Below are 14,365 nucleotides of genomic sequence, written 5' to 3'. Positions count from 1 at the left end.
TCAGCCCTGCGGCACGAAATCGCGCGCGACGATCTCTTCCGGGTCGAGGGCCCCTGCCTCCAGCCCCTGCGCGGCCGATACGCGCTGCCATGTTTCAGCCAGTCGCGCGGGGTCGAACGTGCCGAGAGCGTGGTCTTGCGTCACCTCGTTGAAGACGAGGGCGAGGGCGTCGTTCAGGGAGCCCTCCACGTCCTCGGCCTGAAGCTCCGGCACCAGCGCGGCGACGGATGCGGCGGCTTCCCGCGGGTTCTCCCGCGCAAATTCCACGGAGTGGCGGAAAGCCTCGATGAAGCGCCGCGCGACATCCGGGCGCTCTTCCAGAAAGCGGTCGGAGGCGATCAGCGAGGCGCTGTAGAGCTCCAGCCCGGCCGCAGACCAGGGCAGGGCGACGAGCTCCCGGCCGGCCTCGCGCGCCTGGTTGCCGTAACGTGTCAGGTCCGTCATCCAGGCGATGATGACGTCGGTGGAGCCGGAGACGAGCATCGGCCCGAGCGCCCCGGGATCGGCATTGGTGAGGGAGACGGAATCGGGCGCCAGCCCGGCATCCTCCAGAACGAGCGGCAGATAGACGTTGGACGAGGTGAAGGGCGAGGTCGCGACGCGCTTGCCTTCCACGTCCGCGACGCCCTGAATCCCGCTGCCCTCCAGCGTGTAGAAGGCGTGCGGTCCCTTGTTGAAGATGGACATCACGGCCGTGACGGGCACGTCCTCGTTGACGCGCGCGGCCATCAGCGCGCCGATATCGGAAATGCCGATGTCGGAGGCGCCCGCCGCGAGCCGCGTGATGGCCTCCGTCGAGCCCCGACCGCCGGCGATCGTCACATCGACGCCGGCCTCCTCGCAGAAACCTTGATGGAGACAGACATAGATCGGCGCCTTGTCGCCGCCGGGCAGCCAGTCGAGCTGGAAGGTCAGCGCATCGGCCGCGCGGGCCGGGGCGAGGTTGAAGATGAGCGCGGCGCCGGCCAGAAGGAATGCGAGAGCGGATTTCGTCATCGGGACCTGACTCCGTCGGGCGAGGGGGAACGGTGCGGCGCTTCCCTAAGGGAGGCCGGGCGGGGAAGGGGAGGGGGATGCGGCGTCGCCGCGCCGGAAGGATGAGGCCCATCGGGCACGCCGCCGCGCGCGCGGCTCCGGCACGGGCAATCGGCGCATTGTCGCTGACAGGCGTCGCTCTGCGGCGGGGGAGCAAGCATGGGCACCTCTGAAGGTTGGTTGCCCGAGCAATGTCCGGGGCATCCTTGCCCTGACCGCTTCTACTCGCTGACAAGAAGCATTCGCCAAGCCGCGCGCGAAATCAAGCCCGGAACGCGCATATTACTCGCATTTTTTAGAATGCTTATATTTTATGCAGAAAGCGGATGCCGACCGCCAGGGGCAACGGGAGGCCGTTCGATTTCGCTGCGCGTCGATCTAGCCAAGCGGGCGGCGAAGCGTCACCATGCCGGGGTCATCGAAAGCGGAGATTCCCGGCATGTGTCATCAATGCGTGATCGAGGGCGTGAAGAAGACGATGCTCTCGCGGCGGGCGCTGTTCACAGGCGCCGCCGCCACAGGCGTGGCAGGCGTTGCTGCCGGCCTTGCGCCGGCGCGTCCCGCTCTGGCTCAGACTGGCGGGCGCGTCGTCGACCTGACGCATACCTACGATTCCGACTTCCCGACCTTCGACGGCGAGCCCGGCATCCTGACCGAAGAAGCGGTGAACTTCGAGGAAAGCGGATACCAGCTCCTGAAGCTCACCCTCTTCGAGCACACCGGAACGCATATCGACGCGCCGCTGCATTTCAGCGCCGATGGGGCGAGTGTCGACGAGCTGGAGCCGCAGAACCTCGTCTGCCCGCTCTGCATCATCGACATCACGGCGAAGGCCGCGGACGATGCCAACGCCACGGTAGAGGCGGAAGACGTCGAGGCTTGGGTCTCCGAGAACGGCGCGTTCCCGGCCGGCGCGCTGGTGGCGATGCGCTCGGGCTGGGCCGCCAAGGTCGGCGATCCCTCCTTCCGCAACGACGAGGCGGGAGGCCTCGCCTTTCCGGGTTTCGCCACCTCGGCGACCGATCTCCTGGCCGAGCAGGGCGTCCTCGCCATCGGAGTGGACACGCTCTCGCTCGATCCGGGCAATTCCGCCGACTTCGCCGTGCACTATTCCTGGCTTCCGGGCGGGCGGTACGGCATCGAGGGGCTGAACAACCTCGAGGAACTGCCAGCCACCGGCGCAACCATCTTCGTCGGCGCTCCGAAGCACCGGGGCGGAACGGGCGGGCCGGCCCGCGTTCTGGCTGTGATCTGATCCGGGATCCCCGGCCCAGGCCCGGTCCCAGCCGCTGCGATCGGCCCCACGGGTGAACGGAGGGCCTGCCCCGCCTGGGGTGGGCCACTCCTGCATCGCCGGGAGTTGCATCGCCCGGAGCGACAAAGCGGTGCACTCGAGCATGGAGGCCAGCCCCCAAAATCGCCCACCTGTACGACGGCGACCCGATCCCCCGGTTCCCCTTCTGTCGGAGGCGTCTGCTCGCGGGAGATCGACGCTACACGAATCCGACCGAATCGTTTGAGGTGATCAATCTCGTCTATGCCGGGATCGTCGCCGCTGACGTCGTGAATGCCGATCCGGGCGTGTGCCAGAGCACGATCAAGAGTGCTTCGAGCCGCGGATGGTACCTTAAGCTGGGGGGATTCGATGGCGGAGAGGGAGGGATTTGAACCCCCGATGCCCTTGCGAGCATGCCGCATTTCGAGTGCGGTGCATTCAACCACTCTGCCACCTCTCCGGCCGGTCCAGGGCGCCGGCCGGGGTCGGCGCCTGGGTGGGGTGCGTGGGCACCCTTGTGGTTCGCGCCCTGCGGCGCGAGAGGGTCCTTACCAAAGCGACGGGCTGTCGCACAAGGGCCAATCTTGGCGGAGGCGCGCGCAGGAGGCGCGGGCTGCCTGCCCCGCTCGTGACTTAAGCTCCCGTTAAGGATGCGGTGCTTAGATCGCGGCGAAACGAAGCGTTAACGAAGATGACCGAAACCTTGAGCCCCAAGAAAGCCGTCCGCCTGCGCGGCCGCTCCTTCCTCGCGCTGGCCCTCTCGCCGGAGAAGCCCTTCGCCGAGTGGCTGGAGGGGCTGGACGATCTCGCGCGCCGCTCGACCGGCTTCTTCCTCAACCGGCCGATCGTGCTCGACATTGCCGGGCTGACGCTGACGAAGGACGAGCTGGCGGGGCTGGTGGGCGAGTTCGAGAAGCGCAATGTGCGCATCATGGGCATCGAGGGCGCGCTGCCCTCGCTGCTCGGCCCGGGCATGCCGCCCGAAATGCGCGGCGGGCGCGCGGCGGGCGACATCGAGGTGCCCGAAACGCCCACCTCGCCCTCGGGCAAGGCGGATACGGCCGGCCAGGCCGCCGCTGCCCGCGCGCCGCTGCCGGTGAGTTCGGCCCTCAACCAGCCGCACTCGCTCATCGTGGAGGAGAGCGTGCGCTCCGGGCAGTCGATCGTCTTCCCGGAGGGTGATGTCACCGTGCTCGGCTCCGTCGCCTCCGGCGCGGAGATCATCGCCGGCGGCTCGATCCATGTCTACGGCGCGCTGCGCGGGCGGGTGCTCGCCGGCTCCGCCGGCAATCCCAACGCGCGCATCTTCTGCCGCAAGCTGGAGGCGGAGCTCATCGCCATCGACGGTCTGTACAAGACCGCCGAGGACCTGGAGCCCGCCCTCGTCGGAAAGTCCATGCAGGCCTGGTTGGAGGGCGACGCGCTGAAAGCCGCGCCGCTCGCCTGAGGCCGCCCCGAAGCGAAACGAAAGGATGCCGCATATGGCGAAGGTTCTGGTGGTGACGTCGGGCAAGGGGGGCGTGGGAAAGACCACGTCCACCGCAGCCCTTGGCGCAGCGCTCGCTCAGACGGGACAGAACGTCGTGGTCGTCGATTTCGACGTCGGCCTGCGCAATCTGGACCTTGTCATGGGCGCCGAGCGCCGGGTGGTCTACGACCTCATCAACGTGGTGCAGGGCGACGCCAAGCTCGCCCAGGCGCTGATCCGCGACAAGCGCTGCGACACGCTTTCGCTGCTGCCCGCCTCGCAGACGCGCGACAAGGATAACCTGACGGCCGAGGGCGTCGCGCGTGTCATGGACGAGCTGCGCGAGCGCTTCGACTGGGTAATCTGCGATTCGCCCGCCGGCATCGAGCGGGGCGCGACGCTGGCCATGCGCCATGCGGACGTGGCCGTGGTCGTCACCAATCCGGAAGTCTCCTCGGTGCGCGATTCGGACCGCATCATCGGCATCCTCGATTCCAAGACCGAGCGTGCCGAGCGCGGCGAGCGGATGGAGAAGCACCTGCTTCTCACCCGCTACGACGCGGTGCGCGCCGAGCGCGGCGACATGCTGAAGGTGGACGACGTCCTGGAGATCCTGTCGATCCCGCTTCTGGGCATCATTCCCGAGAGCCCCGATGTGCTGCGCGCCTCCAATCTCGGCGCGCCGGTGACGCTGAGCGACGCGAACAGCGCGCCGGCCCGGGCCTATATGGATGCCGCCCGCCGCCTGAAGGGCGAGAGCGTGGCGATGAGCGTGCCCTCCGAGCCCAAGGGCTTCTTCGGCAAGCTGTTCGGACGGAGGGCCGCATGAACCTCTTCAACCTGTTCACCCGGCGCGAGAACACCTCCGCGCCCGCCGCGCGCGAGAGGCTCCAGGTGCTGCTCGCCCATGAGCGCGCGGCCATCGGCCAGTCCGACCTCGTCTCGGTGCTGCGCGAGGAAATCCTCGCCGTCATCGCCAAGCACGTCGCCATCGATCGCGAGAAGGTCAAGGTGAAGATGGACAAGGGCGAGCAGATCTCGACCCTGGAAGTCGACATCGAATTGCCGGCGCTGGTCGGCATGCCGGCAGCGCGCGCCGCCGCCCATTAGCCGGCGGGGCCGCCCGCCGGCCCCGTTCCGCCGCCTCCGCCGAGGCCGTCCCCCATGCCGGCGCCCATGCCGGCTCAAGGATAAAGGACTTTGGACATGAGCAGAGCCGAACTCCTCCATCGACTCCAGGAATTGCAGAAGCTGCCCGAACTCGAGGGGCGCAACATCCGCTCCATCGCCGCCATCCTTTCCAACGAGGCGCTGGAAAAGCACGTCGAGGCCTGCGAGGCGACGGCGCAGAAGATGCGCCGGCACTGAAGGCCGGGCTCGAGCCTGGATGACGGGAAGGGGCCGCTTGCGGCCCCTTTTCTCGTTTCCCGCCCCCGCCGCGCCGTGCCGCGTGGCAACCTTTTGCGGCGGTTGCGGCTTATCGCTCCGATCACCGGTGCGAGAGAGGGGCGTGATGCCGAAGGACGGTTCAGGGGCCAAAGCGAGCGAAGGCGAAATCTGCATCTTCGCGCCATGGCCACTTTTCACCATCACCATCGAGAAGCTCTCGGACGAGGGCGACGAGGTGTATTTCCATGCCGGCGGCCAGGGGGTGTGGGTCGCGCGCATGGTGGCCGGGCTGAACGGCCGCCCTACGCTGGTCGGGCCGGTCGGCGGCGAGGCGAGCTGCGTCATCGAGGCGCTGGTCCGTGCGGAGGGCATAGAACTGCGCGGCGTGCCCGTGAAGGGCGCCAATGGCGGCTATATCAACGACCGACGCGGCGGCGATCGCAAGGAGGTGGCCAATGTGCGCCCCCCGCGCCTCGACCGCCACGAGATCGATGATCTGCACAACGCCGCGCTGGCCGAGGGCATACGCTGCGGCACGCTCGTCGTGACCGGCATTCCCGATGGCGAGGTCATGCCGGTGGAGACCTATCCTCGCCTCGTCAAGGATCTGCGGGCCAACGGCGTCATCGTGGTGGCCGACATCGCCGGCTCGGTGCTGGAATCCATCGAGGAGGGGCTGACGCTTCTCAAGGTGAGCCATGAGGAGCTTCAGGCGGCCGGGCTGGCCAAAAGCGACGACGATGCGTCCCTGATGAAGGCGATGGAGGCGCTGCGCGGCAAGGCCGAGCACATCGTCGTCTCGCGCGCCGGCGCCGGGTGCCTGGCGCTGATGGAGGGGCGGTTCTATGAGGCAAAGGGGCCAGAGATGGCCGCTCACGACCATACGGGCGCGGGCGATTCCATGACCGCCGCGCTGGCCGTGGCCCTGTCCGGCGGGCTCGATCCGCGCGAGGCGTTGCGCCTTGCCACGGCCGCCGGGGCGCTCAATGTCACGCGGCACGGGCGCGGCACGGGCCGGCGGGAGGATATCGAGGCCATCGTCCCCTCCGTTCTGATCGAGGAGCGCACATAGATGACGGCATCCGACTTCACCGAGATCGAGGCGCTGGCCTTCGAACTGGCGAGCCTTGCCGGCGCGCAGATCGAAAGCTCGCTGGGGCGCACGCTGGCCGTGCGATACAAGAAGTTGAGCGAGGACGAGGCGGCCGTCTTCAAGGACCCGGTCTCCGAGGTCGATCATGCCGTGGAGGTGCTGCTTCGCGCCCGCCTTGCCGACAAGTTCCCGGACCATGCCATCATCGGCGAGGAGGTGCAGGAGACGGCCGGCACGGCAGGGTTCACCTGGGTGATCGACCCGGTGGACGGCACGGCGAATTTCATCAACGGCTTTCCGCTCTTCGCCGCGTCCATCGGCGTCGTGTTCGAGGGGCGGCCGGTGGTGGGCGCCGTCTGGTGCTCCACCAGCCACGCGCTGCGGTCGGGCGTCTATCACGCTCGCGAGGGCGGGCCGCTCTATTTCGAGGAAAGCCGCATCGAGACCGTGGATCGCGGCCATGTACGCCGGCGCCTCGTGGGCCTGCCGCATGTGCTGCCGGCGGGAAGCTCGGCCCATGAGGGCCGGCAGACCGGCTCCTCGGCCGTCGAATGCGCCTTCGTGGCCGCCGGGCTCCTGGCCGGCGCCCGCTTCGAGGCGCCCAATATCTGGGATGTGGCGGGCGGCATTCCGCTGGTGCAGGCGATGAAGGGAGACGTGATGACGCGCGAGAGCCGCGATGGGGCGTGGGCGAGGTTCTCGTCCTTCGCCACCGACAGCGGCCGGGGCGGCATCGGGCGCTGGAAGCAGGGGCTGACGCTGGGGGAACCTGGCACGGTGGCCGCGCTCACCGGTTGATAAGACGGCCTTGGTTTCTTGCGTGCCCGCGCGCCGCGGGGTATGCCCGCCGCACACGAGAAGGCCCAAGCGACCGTGCCGCCCAGCAAGACTCTTCTTTTCGGCATCCTGACGACGATCGTCGCCGGGGTGCTGTTCGCCTCCATGGACTCCCTCGGCAAGTACCTGATGGGTGATCTGCCCATCATCCAGGTGGTCTGGGCGCGCTATGCCTTTCATACGATCCTGATGGGCGCCTATCTCGCCGCCACCACCGGCAAGCGGTTTCTGCATACCAACCGCCCGGGATTGCAGGTCGCGCGCGGTGCCTCCCTCCTGGCGACCACGGGGCTGATGTATTCGTCCCTTTCGCGCGCGCCGCTTGCGGATGCCACGGCGGCCTTGTTCATGGCCCCGATCGTCGTCACGCTCCTGTCGGTGCTCCTTCTGAAGGAGAAGATCGGCCCGCGCAGGATCGGCGCGATCATCGCCGGCTTCGTTGGCGTCCTGTTCATCCTTCGGCCGGGGCTGGGCGCGGTCGAGCCCTTCGTGCTGCTGGCGGCCCTCGCCGCTTTCACCAACGCGACCTACCTTCTCCTGACCCGCGCGCTGGCCGGGGCGGACGATGCCGCCTCCACGCAGTTCAACACCACCGCGGTCGGCGCCGTCATGCTGACCTTCGCCGTCTTCCCCTTCTGGCAGGCGCCGCAGGCGTGGCAGTTCGCCCTGATGGTGGCGATGGGCGGGATCGGCGCCCTTGGCCATTTCATTCTGGTGGTGGCCTTCTCGCGGGCACCCGCCTCGCTTCTCTCCCCTTTTCTCTACAGCCAGGTCCTGGCCGCCGCGATCCTGAGCGTGACGCTCTTCGGCGATCCCCTTCACCCCGCCATGGTGCTGGGCACCGTGCTCCTCGTCGGGAGCGGCCTCTACATCTGGTGGCGCGAGAACCGCTGAAACGCGCCTCGGGGCTGGCAGGGCGCGCGGCCTGCCTTATCTGCCGCGCGGGGAGCGGCATGAGGGGTCGAGCGGACGATGACGAAAAGAGGGGCCGGTCGCGAAGTGCGGGGGCCGGTCGCGCGTTTTTTCAGGCACCGCGGGACGCTTGCGGCTCTGGCGGCGCTGGCCGGGGTGCTGGCGACGGTCGCCGCCTTCAACCTCGTTCCCGAGCAGCGCTTCATGGAGACGCGCGTCGCGCACGAGTTCGGCACCTCCGATCCGCAGTTCGCCCGCGCTATGGAAGGCGTGCTAGGGGCGCGCATCGACGAAGGCAACAGCATCCAGACCCTCGTCAACGGCGACGAGATCTTTCCCTCCATGCTGGCCGAGATCGAGGGTGCGGAGCGCACGATCAATTTCGAGACCTATATCTACTGGCAGGGGCGGATCGCCGAGCGCTTCGCGCAGGCCCTTTCGCAGAAGGCGCGCGAGGGCGTGGAGGTCAACGTGATCCTCGATGCCGTCGGGGCCGCGCCGATGGACCGCTCGCTCATCGCGCGGATGGAAGGGGCGGGCGTTCGCGTGGCGCTGTTCCGGCCGCTGCGCTGGTATACGCTCGACCGCTGGAATCACCGCACGCACCGCAAGCTCCTCGTCGTAGACGGCACGGTGGGCTTCACCGGGGGCGTGGGCATCGCCGATGAGTGGACGGGCGACGCACGCTCGCCCGAGGAATGGCGCGACAATCATTACCGCATAGAGGGGCAGGCGGTCAGCGGCCTCCAGTCGGCCTTTGCGGAGAACTGGCTGGAAGCGACGGGCGAGGTGCTGCGCGGGGAGAACCATTTCCCCGCCATCCAGCCGGCGGGCGCGCTCCTCACCCAGCCGATGAAAAGCTCGGCGCGCTCGGGCTCGGAGAATGTCCATCTGGCCGTGATGATGGCGCTGGCCTCGGCCGAGCGGCATGTGCGCATCGCCATGGCCTATTTCGTGCCCGGCGACATCGCCATGGAGCAACTGCTCGACCTGCGCCGGCGCGGGGTGGAGGTGGACGTCATCGTTCCCGGCGAGCATCACGACGTGGAGTTCGTGCGACGGGCCTCGCGCCATCTGTGGGGCCCGCTCCTGGAGGCAGGCGTGCGCATCCACGAATACGAGCCCACCATGTACCATCCCAAGGTCATGGTGGTCGACGAGAGCTTCGCCTCCATCGGCTCGGTGAATTTCGACGAGCGCTCCTTCCGCCTGAACGACGAGATGAACGTCAATGTCTATGACGAAGGCTTCGCTCGAACGCAGATCGACCTCTTCGAGGCGGACCTTGCCGCCTCGCGCGAGGTGACGCTGGCGCAATGGCGCGAGCGCCCCGTGGCGCGCAAGGCGCTGGACTGGTTCTGGAGCCTGTTCCGCAGCCAGCTTTGAGCGCAAGCGGGGTTGCCCTTTCGCGGCCGGCGCTACCTTATCTCGAATAAGGCGAATTCGAGGCGGGCGGGGAGGCGGCCGCTTCCTTCAGAAGCAGAGTTCCATGACATCCACGATCAACCGGCCGGTCTTCTTCGGGTCCAGCCTCATCGTCGCCGTCTTCATTCTCGTCGGCGTCGTCTTTCCCCGTGACGCGGAGCGCCTGTTCGGCGCGGCGCAGGCCTTCGTCCTCGACAGTTTCGGCTGGTTCTATCTCCTGGCCGTCGGCATCTTCGTGGTCTTCGCCCTGTTTCTGGCGATCAGCCGCTTCGGGCAACTCAAGCTCGGGCCGGACGATGCCGAGCCGGACTACAACTATGTAAGCTGGCTGGCCATGCTGTTTGCCGCCGGCATGGGCATCGGCCTGATGTTCTATGCCGTGGCCGAGCCGATCCTGCATTACTCCGTACCGCCCGAGGCGGAGGCCGGCACCTTCGCCGCCGCGCGGCAGGCGATGGCGCTGACCTATTTCCACTGGGGCATCCACGCTTGGGCGATCTACGCGGTGGTGGGGCTTTCGCTCGCCTATTTCTGCTTTCGCTACAATCTGCCGCTCACCATCCGCTCGGGCCTCTATCCGCTGCTTCAGGACCGCATCAAGGGGCCCATCGGCCATGCGGTGGACATCTTCGCCATCTGCGGCACCATCTTCGGCATCGCCACCTCGCTCGGCCTCGGCGTCCTGCAGATCAATGCCGGGCTGAACTACCTCTTCGACGTACCGCAGACCGCGCTTGTGCAGGTGGGGCTGATCGCGATCATCACGGTGGCGGCCACGGCCTCGGTTCTGTCGGGCCTCGATGTCGGCATCAGGCGGCTGTCGGAGGGCAACCTCATCCTCGCCATCCTCCTGATGCTGTTCGTGCTCTTTGCCGGCCCGACCGAATTCCTGCTGCGCGCCTTCGTGCAGAATGTCGGCACCTATCTCGATTCCATCGTGGAGCGCACCTTCATGCTCTACGCCTACGAGCCGCGCGACTGGGTGAGCGACTGGACGCTGTTCTACTGGGCGTGGTGGATTTCCTGGTCGCCCTTCGTGGGCATGTTCATCGCGCGTATCTCGCGGGGTCGCACGGTGCGCGAGTTCGTGGTGGGCGTCCTGTTCGTTCCCTCCGCCTTCACCTTCTTCTGGATGACGGTCTTCGGCAACACGGCCATCGCCTTCGACATGGGCAGCGCGCAGGGGGCGATCTCGCGGGCGGTGGGCGCCGACATCTCCGTCGCCCTCTTCCAGTTCTTCGAATATCTGCCCTTCTCCGCCATCACTTCCTTCCTGGGCGTGCTGCTGGTGGCGATCTTCTTCATCACCTCCTCCGATTCGGGCTCCATGGTCGTGGACACGATCGCCTCCGGCGGCTCCGAGGAAACCCCGGCCTGGCAGCGCATCTACTGGTGCTCGATGGAAGGCGTCACCGCCGCGCTGCTGCTCCTGGCCGGCGGCCTGACGGCGCTGCAAACCATGACGCTGGTCAGCGCGCTGCCCTTCACCGTCATCCTCCTGGCGCTCGCCTTCGGCCTTCTGAAGGGCATGAAGGCGGACATGGCGCGCGTGACGGAGCATCGGCAGGCGCAGCCGGCCATCCCCATGCGCGAGGCGACGTGGCAGGCGAGGCTCGGCGCGCTCCTCCACGAGCCGACCCGGGCCGAGGTCGTCTCCTTCATCGAGCGCACTGTGCATCCCGCTCTTGTCGATGTGTGCCGGGAGCTTTCGGGGCGGGGCCTTGCGGCCTCCGTCGCGCGCGACGCCGAGGGCGGCACCATGCTGACGGTGGAAGCGCGGGAGACGCGCAACTTCGTCTACGGGGTGACGCCGGTGCGCCAGCTCGCCATGACCTTCTCGGCCGCCGAAGCCTCGCGGCCGGACAAGCGGCGGGCGCAGGTCTGGTCCGGCCACACCGTCTTTTCGGACGGCAGCCGCGGCTACGAGGTGATGGGCTTCACCAAGGACGACATCATAGCCGACGTGCTGGCCCAGTTCGAGCGCTACCAGATCCTGACCAGCGCGCCGGCGACGGCGCTCTACGCCGCCTCGCCCGATCCGGCCTGAGGCCGAGGGGCGGCCGGCGGGCCGCCCCGTTGTCGTTCAGCCGTGGTCCGCCGCGAAGCCGGCCGCCTCGATGCCGGCCACGGCCGCCGCTTCGTCATTGTCCGAGGTGTCGCCCGTGATGCCGACGGCGCCGAGGATGGGCCCGCCCGCGCCTTCGCGCACCAGCACGCCGCCCGGCACCGGCACCAGCGAGCCGCCCGCGAGCGCGTTCATCGACTGGATGAAGAAGGGCTGCTGCTCGGCACGCTGGAACAGCGCGCGCGAGCCCATGCCCATGGCGATGGCGCCGTTCGCCTTGCCGATGGCGATCTCGGGGCGCATGCGCGAGGCGCCGTCCTGCCGCTCCAGCGCGATCAGCGCGCCGCCCGCGTCGAGCACGGCGACGGTCAGCGGCTTGAGGCCGAGCTCGGAGGCTTTCTTCAGGCTCGCGGCGATCATGGTGCGGGCTTTGTCGAGGTCGATCATCATCGGCATCTCCTGTGTTGGCCCGGTCTCCATAGGGGCAAAGCGGCCGGAACGATAGCCGGCGTGAAAGGCGCCGGGTTCAGGCGAAGCGCCGCGCGGCGTCGAGGCCGAGGCCGAGGCCGACCGAGCCGAAGGCGTCCGACTGGGCGATTTCGGCGCCCGGAAAGCGCATGGTCGCGGCGTGGCGCACGGCGGGCACCTGCGCGCCGCCGCCCGTGAGGATCACCGTTTCCACCGCCTCGGCCGCCACGCCGGCGGTGGCGAGCGCCGCCTCGATGGCGCCGGCGATGCGCTCCACCAGTTCGGCGGTGGCGGCCTCGAACTCGGCGCGCGTGGTCGGCGCTTCCATCGAAAAGCCGGCCTCGCGAAGGCTGATCGTCGTCGCCTCATGGTCCGAGAGGGCGATCTTGGCCGCCTCCACCGATCCGGCGAGACGGTGGCCCGAGCGATGCTTCAGAAGATGCTCGTAGCGCGCCAGCTTCTCCGGCTCGGCGGCCTCCTTCTTCAGCCCCGCGATGTCGCGCGCCACCTTGGCCGTGTAGAGCGTGTTGATGCGGTGCCAGGTCGCCATGTCGTTGAAGTACCAGCGCGGCATCTCGCGCTTGCCGTCCGCCGTCATCGAACCGAGCCCGGCCAGCGGCTGCATGCGCGCGATGTTGAGCAGGCGGTCGAAATCGGTGCCGCCCACATGCACGCCGGTGAAGCTCAGGATATCGCCCTTCCGGTCCAGGTCGCGGGCGCGCTCGGGCGACAGGCGCACCACCGAGAAGTCGGACGTGCCGCCGCCGATATCGACCACCAGCGCCAGCTTCTCGGCATTGATCCGGCTCTCGTAATAGAGCGCGGCCGCGACGGGCTCGAACTGGAACTCGATATGCCTGAAGCCCTGCGCGCGGGCGGCCGAAGCCAGCTCCTCCTCAGCGCGCCTGTCGGCCCCATCGTCCTCGTCGACGAAGCGGACCGGGCGGCCGAGCACGATCTTCTCGGGCGTATCGCCGGTCGCCGCCTCCAGCTTGGCCTTGAGATGCTGGAGGAAGCGGCCGATCAGCTCCTCGAAGCTCATGCGCTGGCGCCCGACGGCGGTGGTCTCCTTCATCAGGCTGGAGCCCAGAACGCTCTTGAGGGCGCGCATGAAGCGGCCTTCCGCCCCGTCGACATATTCGAACACCGCCTTGCGCCCGAAATAGGTGCCGCCGTCCTCCAGGCTGAAGAACAGGGCGGAGGGGATCGTTAGATGCTCGCCCTCCACCGGCAGCAGGCGGGGCGTGCCGCCGGGGGCGCAGAGCGCCAGGGTGGAATTGGTGGTGCCGAAATCGAGGCCGGGATGAAGGGGCATGGTGCATCGCCTCGCGAAAGAAAAAACTGCGCCGGCCGCGCGGCCCGGCAGGGCGGCGGTCGCTGGTTCGAACCGGCGGTGAAGGGCGGCCCGTATAGCGGAGGCGGCGGCCGAAGGGAAGACATGGCGAAGCGGCCTCGCCGGCGGTGGCAAGGGGCGGAGAGGATCGTGCCTGCCGGATGGCAGGCGGTGGAGCGCCGGAGGCTCGCCTCCGATTGGTATTTTATATGTGGCTCGCCTCCGGCGCCCCACGCGGCGTCTTCCAGACCCTGCGGAGGGTGCCAGCCTCCGCTCCGCTTCCCGGTCCGCGCCTGTCCAACGCCGGAACCTCGGCCCGATCTCCATCCGGCTCTCACCACGGGGCGGTTGGGCTGTCTCCGGTTCCGCGCGGCGCCCCGTGACTTGGGGCCCTACCTAGCTTGCCACCCGGAGGATCAGTTTAAGAGCCAGAGCGGTCATGATAACGCCGACCAAAAACTCCAGAACTTGCCAGGATCGGGGGCTGGAAAACAGCGGGGTGAGAAGTCGGGCACCCAACCCCAATGAGAAGAAAAAGACAAAGGAGGCCGTGATCGCACCGATGGCGAACATGAAGCGATCATCCCCATAGTTGGTGGAGATGGAGCCGAGCAACACGACCGTATCAAGATAGACGTGCGGATTGAGCCAGGTGAACGCCAAGGCGGCAGCGATCGTGCTGGACAGACTGGCGATCTTCACATCTGAGGGGCTGAGGGAGGAAGTATCGGAAAACGCCGCCCAAAAACTCTTTGAGGCATAGAGGGCCAGAAACACCGCGCCCCCAATTGTCATGGCGGTCTCGAGCCACGGCATCGCAGTGACCAAAAACCCGAAGCCGGCCACGCCGACGGTAACGAGAACCGCGTCTGAGGCTGCACAGGTCAAGCAAACAGCGAAAACATGCCGGCGTTGGAGACCTTGCCGTAGAACGAAAGCGTTTTGCGCGCCGATTGCAGCGATCAGGCTGATACCGAGAAAAAAGCCAGGAAAAAATGCAGTCATCATGCTCTCCGAACTGTCCGGAGCACCTTACAGAAATGATGTATAGTTATTAAAGTTAA

At 67.7% G+C, this 14,365-nt stretch carries 14 protein-coding genes and 1 tRNA gene; 10 read left to right on the top strand and 5 right to left on the bottom strand.

The genetic code is table 11. The features are described from left to right. Nucleotides 1–996: an ABC transporter substrate-binding protein gene (locus tag J7654_RS01270; RefSeq protein ID WP_209737523.1), complete on the bottom strand. Its 996-nt coding sequence runs from the start codon at nucleotides 994–996 to the stop codon at nucleotides 1–3. A 478-nt stretch (nucleotides 997–1,474) separates the two neighbouring features. Here J7654_RS01270 and J7654_RS01265 point away from each other — a divergent pair, with 478 nt between their 5' ends. Next, on the top strand, nucleotides 1,475–2,290 hold the full coding sequence (locus J7654_RS01265; protein WP_209737521.1) for a cyclase family protein: 816 nt from the start codon (nucleotides 1,475–1,477) through the stop codon (nucleotides 2,288–2,290). A gap of 391 nt (nucleotides 2,291–2,681) precedes the next feature. On the opposite strand, the gene J7654_RS01260 is transcribed toward J7654_RS01265, so the two are convergent. Beyond that, nucleotides 2,682–2,771 (bottom strand) — tRNA-Ser (locus J7654_RS01260). A gap of 231 nt (nucleotides 2,772–3,002) precedes the next feature. Here J7654_RS01260 and minC point away from each other — a divergent pair. From minC to J7654_RS01215, 9 genes are all read left to right on the top strand, one after another. Next, nucleotides 3,003–3,758: a septum site-determining protein MinC gene (minC, locus tag J7654_RS01255; protein ID WP_209737519.1), complete on the top strand. Its 756-nt coding sequence runs from the start codon at nucleotides 3,003–3,005 to the stop codon at nucleotides 3,756–3,758. Nucleotides 3,759–3,792: 34 nt separating this feature from the next. After that, nucleotides 3,793–4,608, top strand: coding sequence for a septum site-determining protein MinD (minD, locus tag J7654_RS01250; protein WP_209737517.1), 816 nt, complete (start codon nucleotides 3,793–3,795; stop codon nucleotides 4,606–4,608). Next, nucleotides 4,605–4,889: a cell division topological specificity factor MinE gene (gene minE, locus J7654_RS01245; protein ID WP_209737515.1), complete on the top strand. Its 285-nt coding sequence runs from the start codon at nucleotides 4,605–4,607 to the stop codon at nucleotides 4,887–4,889. Before minD ends, minE begins: the two co-directional genes overlap by 4 nt. Before the next feature lie 96 nt (nucleotides 4,890–4,985). Beyond that, entirely contained in the window at nucleotides 4,986–5,147 is a 162-nt protein-coding gene (locus J7654_RS01240) for a hypothetical protein (protein WP_209737513.1), read from the top strand. 145 nt (nucleotides 5,148–5,292) lie between these two features. Next, complete coding sequence (locus J7654_RS01235) at nucleotides 5,293–6,240, top strand: 1-phosphofructokinase family hexose kinase (RefSeq protein ID WP_209737512.1); 948 nt, start codon at nucleotides 5,293–5,295, stop codon at nucleotides 6,238–6,240. Next, on the top strand, nucleotides 6,241–7,059 hold the full coding sequence (locus J7654_RS01230) for an inositol monophosphatase family protein (protein ID WP_209737510.1): 819 nt from the start codon (nucleotides 6,241–6,243) through the stop codon (nucleotides 7,057–7,059). It abuts the gene before it with no gap. Nucleotides 7,060–7,134: 75 nt separating this feature from the next. Then, on the top strand, nucleotides 7,135–7,992 hold the full coding sequence (locus tag J7654_RS01225; RefSeq protein WP_245195589.1) for a DMT family transporter: 858 nt from the start codon (nucleotides 7,135–7,137) through the stop codon (nucleotides 7,990–7,992). Nucleotides 7,993–8,070: 78 nt separating this feature from the next. Then, on the top strand, nucleotides 8,071–9,396 hold the full coding sequence (locus J7654_RS01220) for a phospholipase D-like domain-containing protein (protein ID WP_209737506.1): 1,326 nt from the start codon (nucleotides 8,071–8,073) through the stop codon (nucleotides 9,394–9,396). Between the two features lie 103 nt (nucleotides 9,397–9,499). Further along, nucleotides 9,500–11,482: a BCCT family transporter gene (locus J7654_RS01215; RefSeq protein ID WP_209737504.1), complete on the top strand. Its 1,983-nt coding sequence runs from the start codon at nucleotides 9,500–9,502 to the stop codon at nucleotides 11,480–11,482. 36 nt (nucleotides 11,483–11,518) lie between these two features. On the opposite strand, the gene J7654_RS01210 is transcribed toward J7654_RS01215, so the two are convergent. From J7654_RS01210 to J7654_RS01200, 3 genes are all read right to left on the bottom strand, one after another. Further along, the gene (locus J7654_RS01210) at nucleotides 11,519–11,947 is read right to left on the bottom strand and encodes a GlcG/HbpS family heme-binding protein (RefSeq protein ID WP_245195805.1); all 429 of its coding nucleotides are present in this window, start codon (nucleotides 11,945–11,947) and stop codon (nucleotides 11,519–11,521) included. Between the two features lie 79 nt (nucleotides 11,948–12,026). Further along, on the bottom strand, nucleotides 12,027–13,283 hold the full coding sequence (locus J7654_RS01205) for an Hsp70 family protein (protein ID WP_209737500.1): 1,257 nt from the start codon (nucleotides 13,281–13,283) through the stop codon (nucleotides 12,027–12,029). Between the two features lie 414 nt (nucleotides 13,284–13,697). Beyond that, nucleotides 13,698–14,309, bottom strand: a complete 612-nt coding sequence (locus J7654_RS01200; RefSeq protein ID WP_209737499.1) for a LysE/ArgO family amino acid transporter — start codon at nucleotides 14,307–14,309, stop codon at nucleotides 13,698–13,700. Between the last annotated feature and the right edge of the window lie 56 nt (nucleotides 14,310–14,365).

It is taken from the genome of Aureimonas populi (genome assembly GCF_017815515.1).
Lineage (GTDB): Bacteria > Pseudomonadota > Alphaproteobacteria > Rhizobiales > Rhizobiaceae > Aureimonas > Aureimonas populi.
This window is presented reverse-complemented; position numbering and strand designations above follow the sequence as displayed.

Bases quoted from the DNA above. Each gene is read 5' to 3' on its own strand.
- J7654_RS01200 (WP_209737499.1), bottom strand. From the start codon at position 14,309: ATGATGACTGCATTTTTTCCTGGCTTTTTTCTCGGTATCAGCCTGATC.
- minE (WP_209737515.1), top strand. From the start codon at position 4,605: ATGAACCTCTTCAACCTGTTCACCCGGCGCGAGAACACCTCCGCGCCC.
- J7654_RS01235 (WP_209737512.1), top strand. From the start codon at position 5,293: ATGCCGAAGGACGGTTCAGGGGCCAAAGCGAGCGAAGGCGAAATCTGC.
- J7654_RS01210 (WP_245195805.1), bottom strand. From the start codon at position 11,947: ATGATCGACCTCGACAAAGCCCGCACCATGATCGCCGCGAGCCTGAAG.
- J7654_RS01220 (WP_209737506.1), top strand. From the start codon at position 8,071: ATGACGAAAAGAGGGGCCGGTCGCGAAGTGCGGGGGCCGGTCGCGCGT.
- minD (WP_209737517.1), top strand. From the start codon at position 3,793: ATGGCGAAGGTTCTGGTGGTGACGTCGGGCAAGGGGGGCGTGGGAAAG.
- J7654_RS01265 (WP_209737521.1), top strand. From the start codon at position 1,475: ATGTGTCATCAATGCGTGATCGAGGGCGTGAAGAAGACGATGCTCTCG.
- J7654_RS01240 (WP_209737513.1), top strand. From the start codon at position 4,986: ATGAGCAGAGCCGAACTCCTCCATCGACTCCAGGAATTGCAGAAGCTG.
- J7654_RS01205 (WP_209737500.1), bottom strand. From the start codon at position 13,283: ATGCCCCTTCATCCCGGCCTCGATTTCGGCACCACCAATTCCACCCTG.
- J7654_RS01230 (WP_209737510.1), top strand. From the start codon at position 6,241: ATGACGGCATCCGACTTCACCGAGATCGAGGCGCTGGCCTTCGAACTG.
- J7654_RS01215 (WP_209737504.1), top strand. From the start codon at position 9,500: ATGACATCCACGATCAACCGGCCGGTCTTCTTCGGGTCCAGCCTCATC.
- J7654_RS01270 (WP_209737523.1), bottom strand. From the start codon at position 996: ATGACGAAATCCGCTCTCGCATTCCTTCTGGCCGGCGCCGCGCTCATC.
- minC (WP_209737519.1), top strand. From the start codon at position 3,003: ATGACCGAAACCTTGAGCCCCAAGAAAGCCGTCCGCCTGCGCGGCCGC.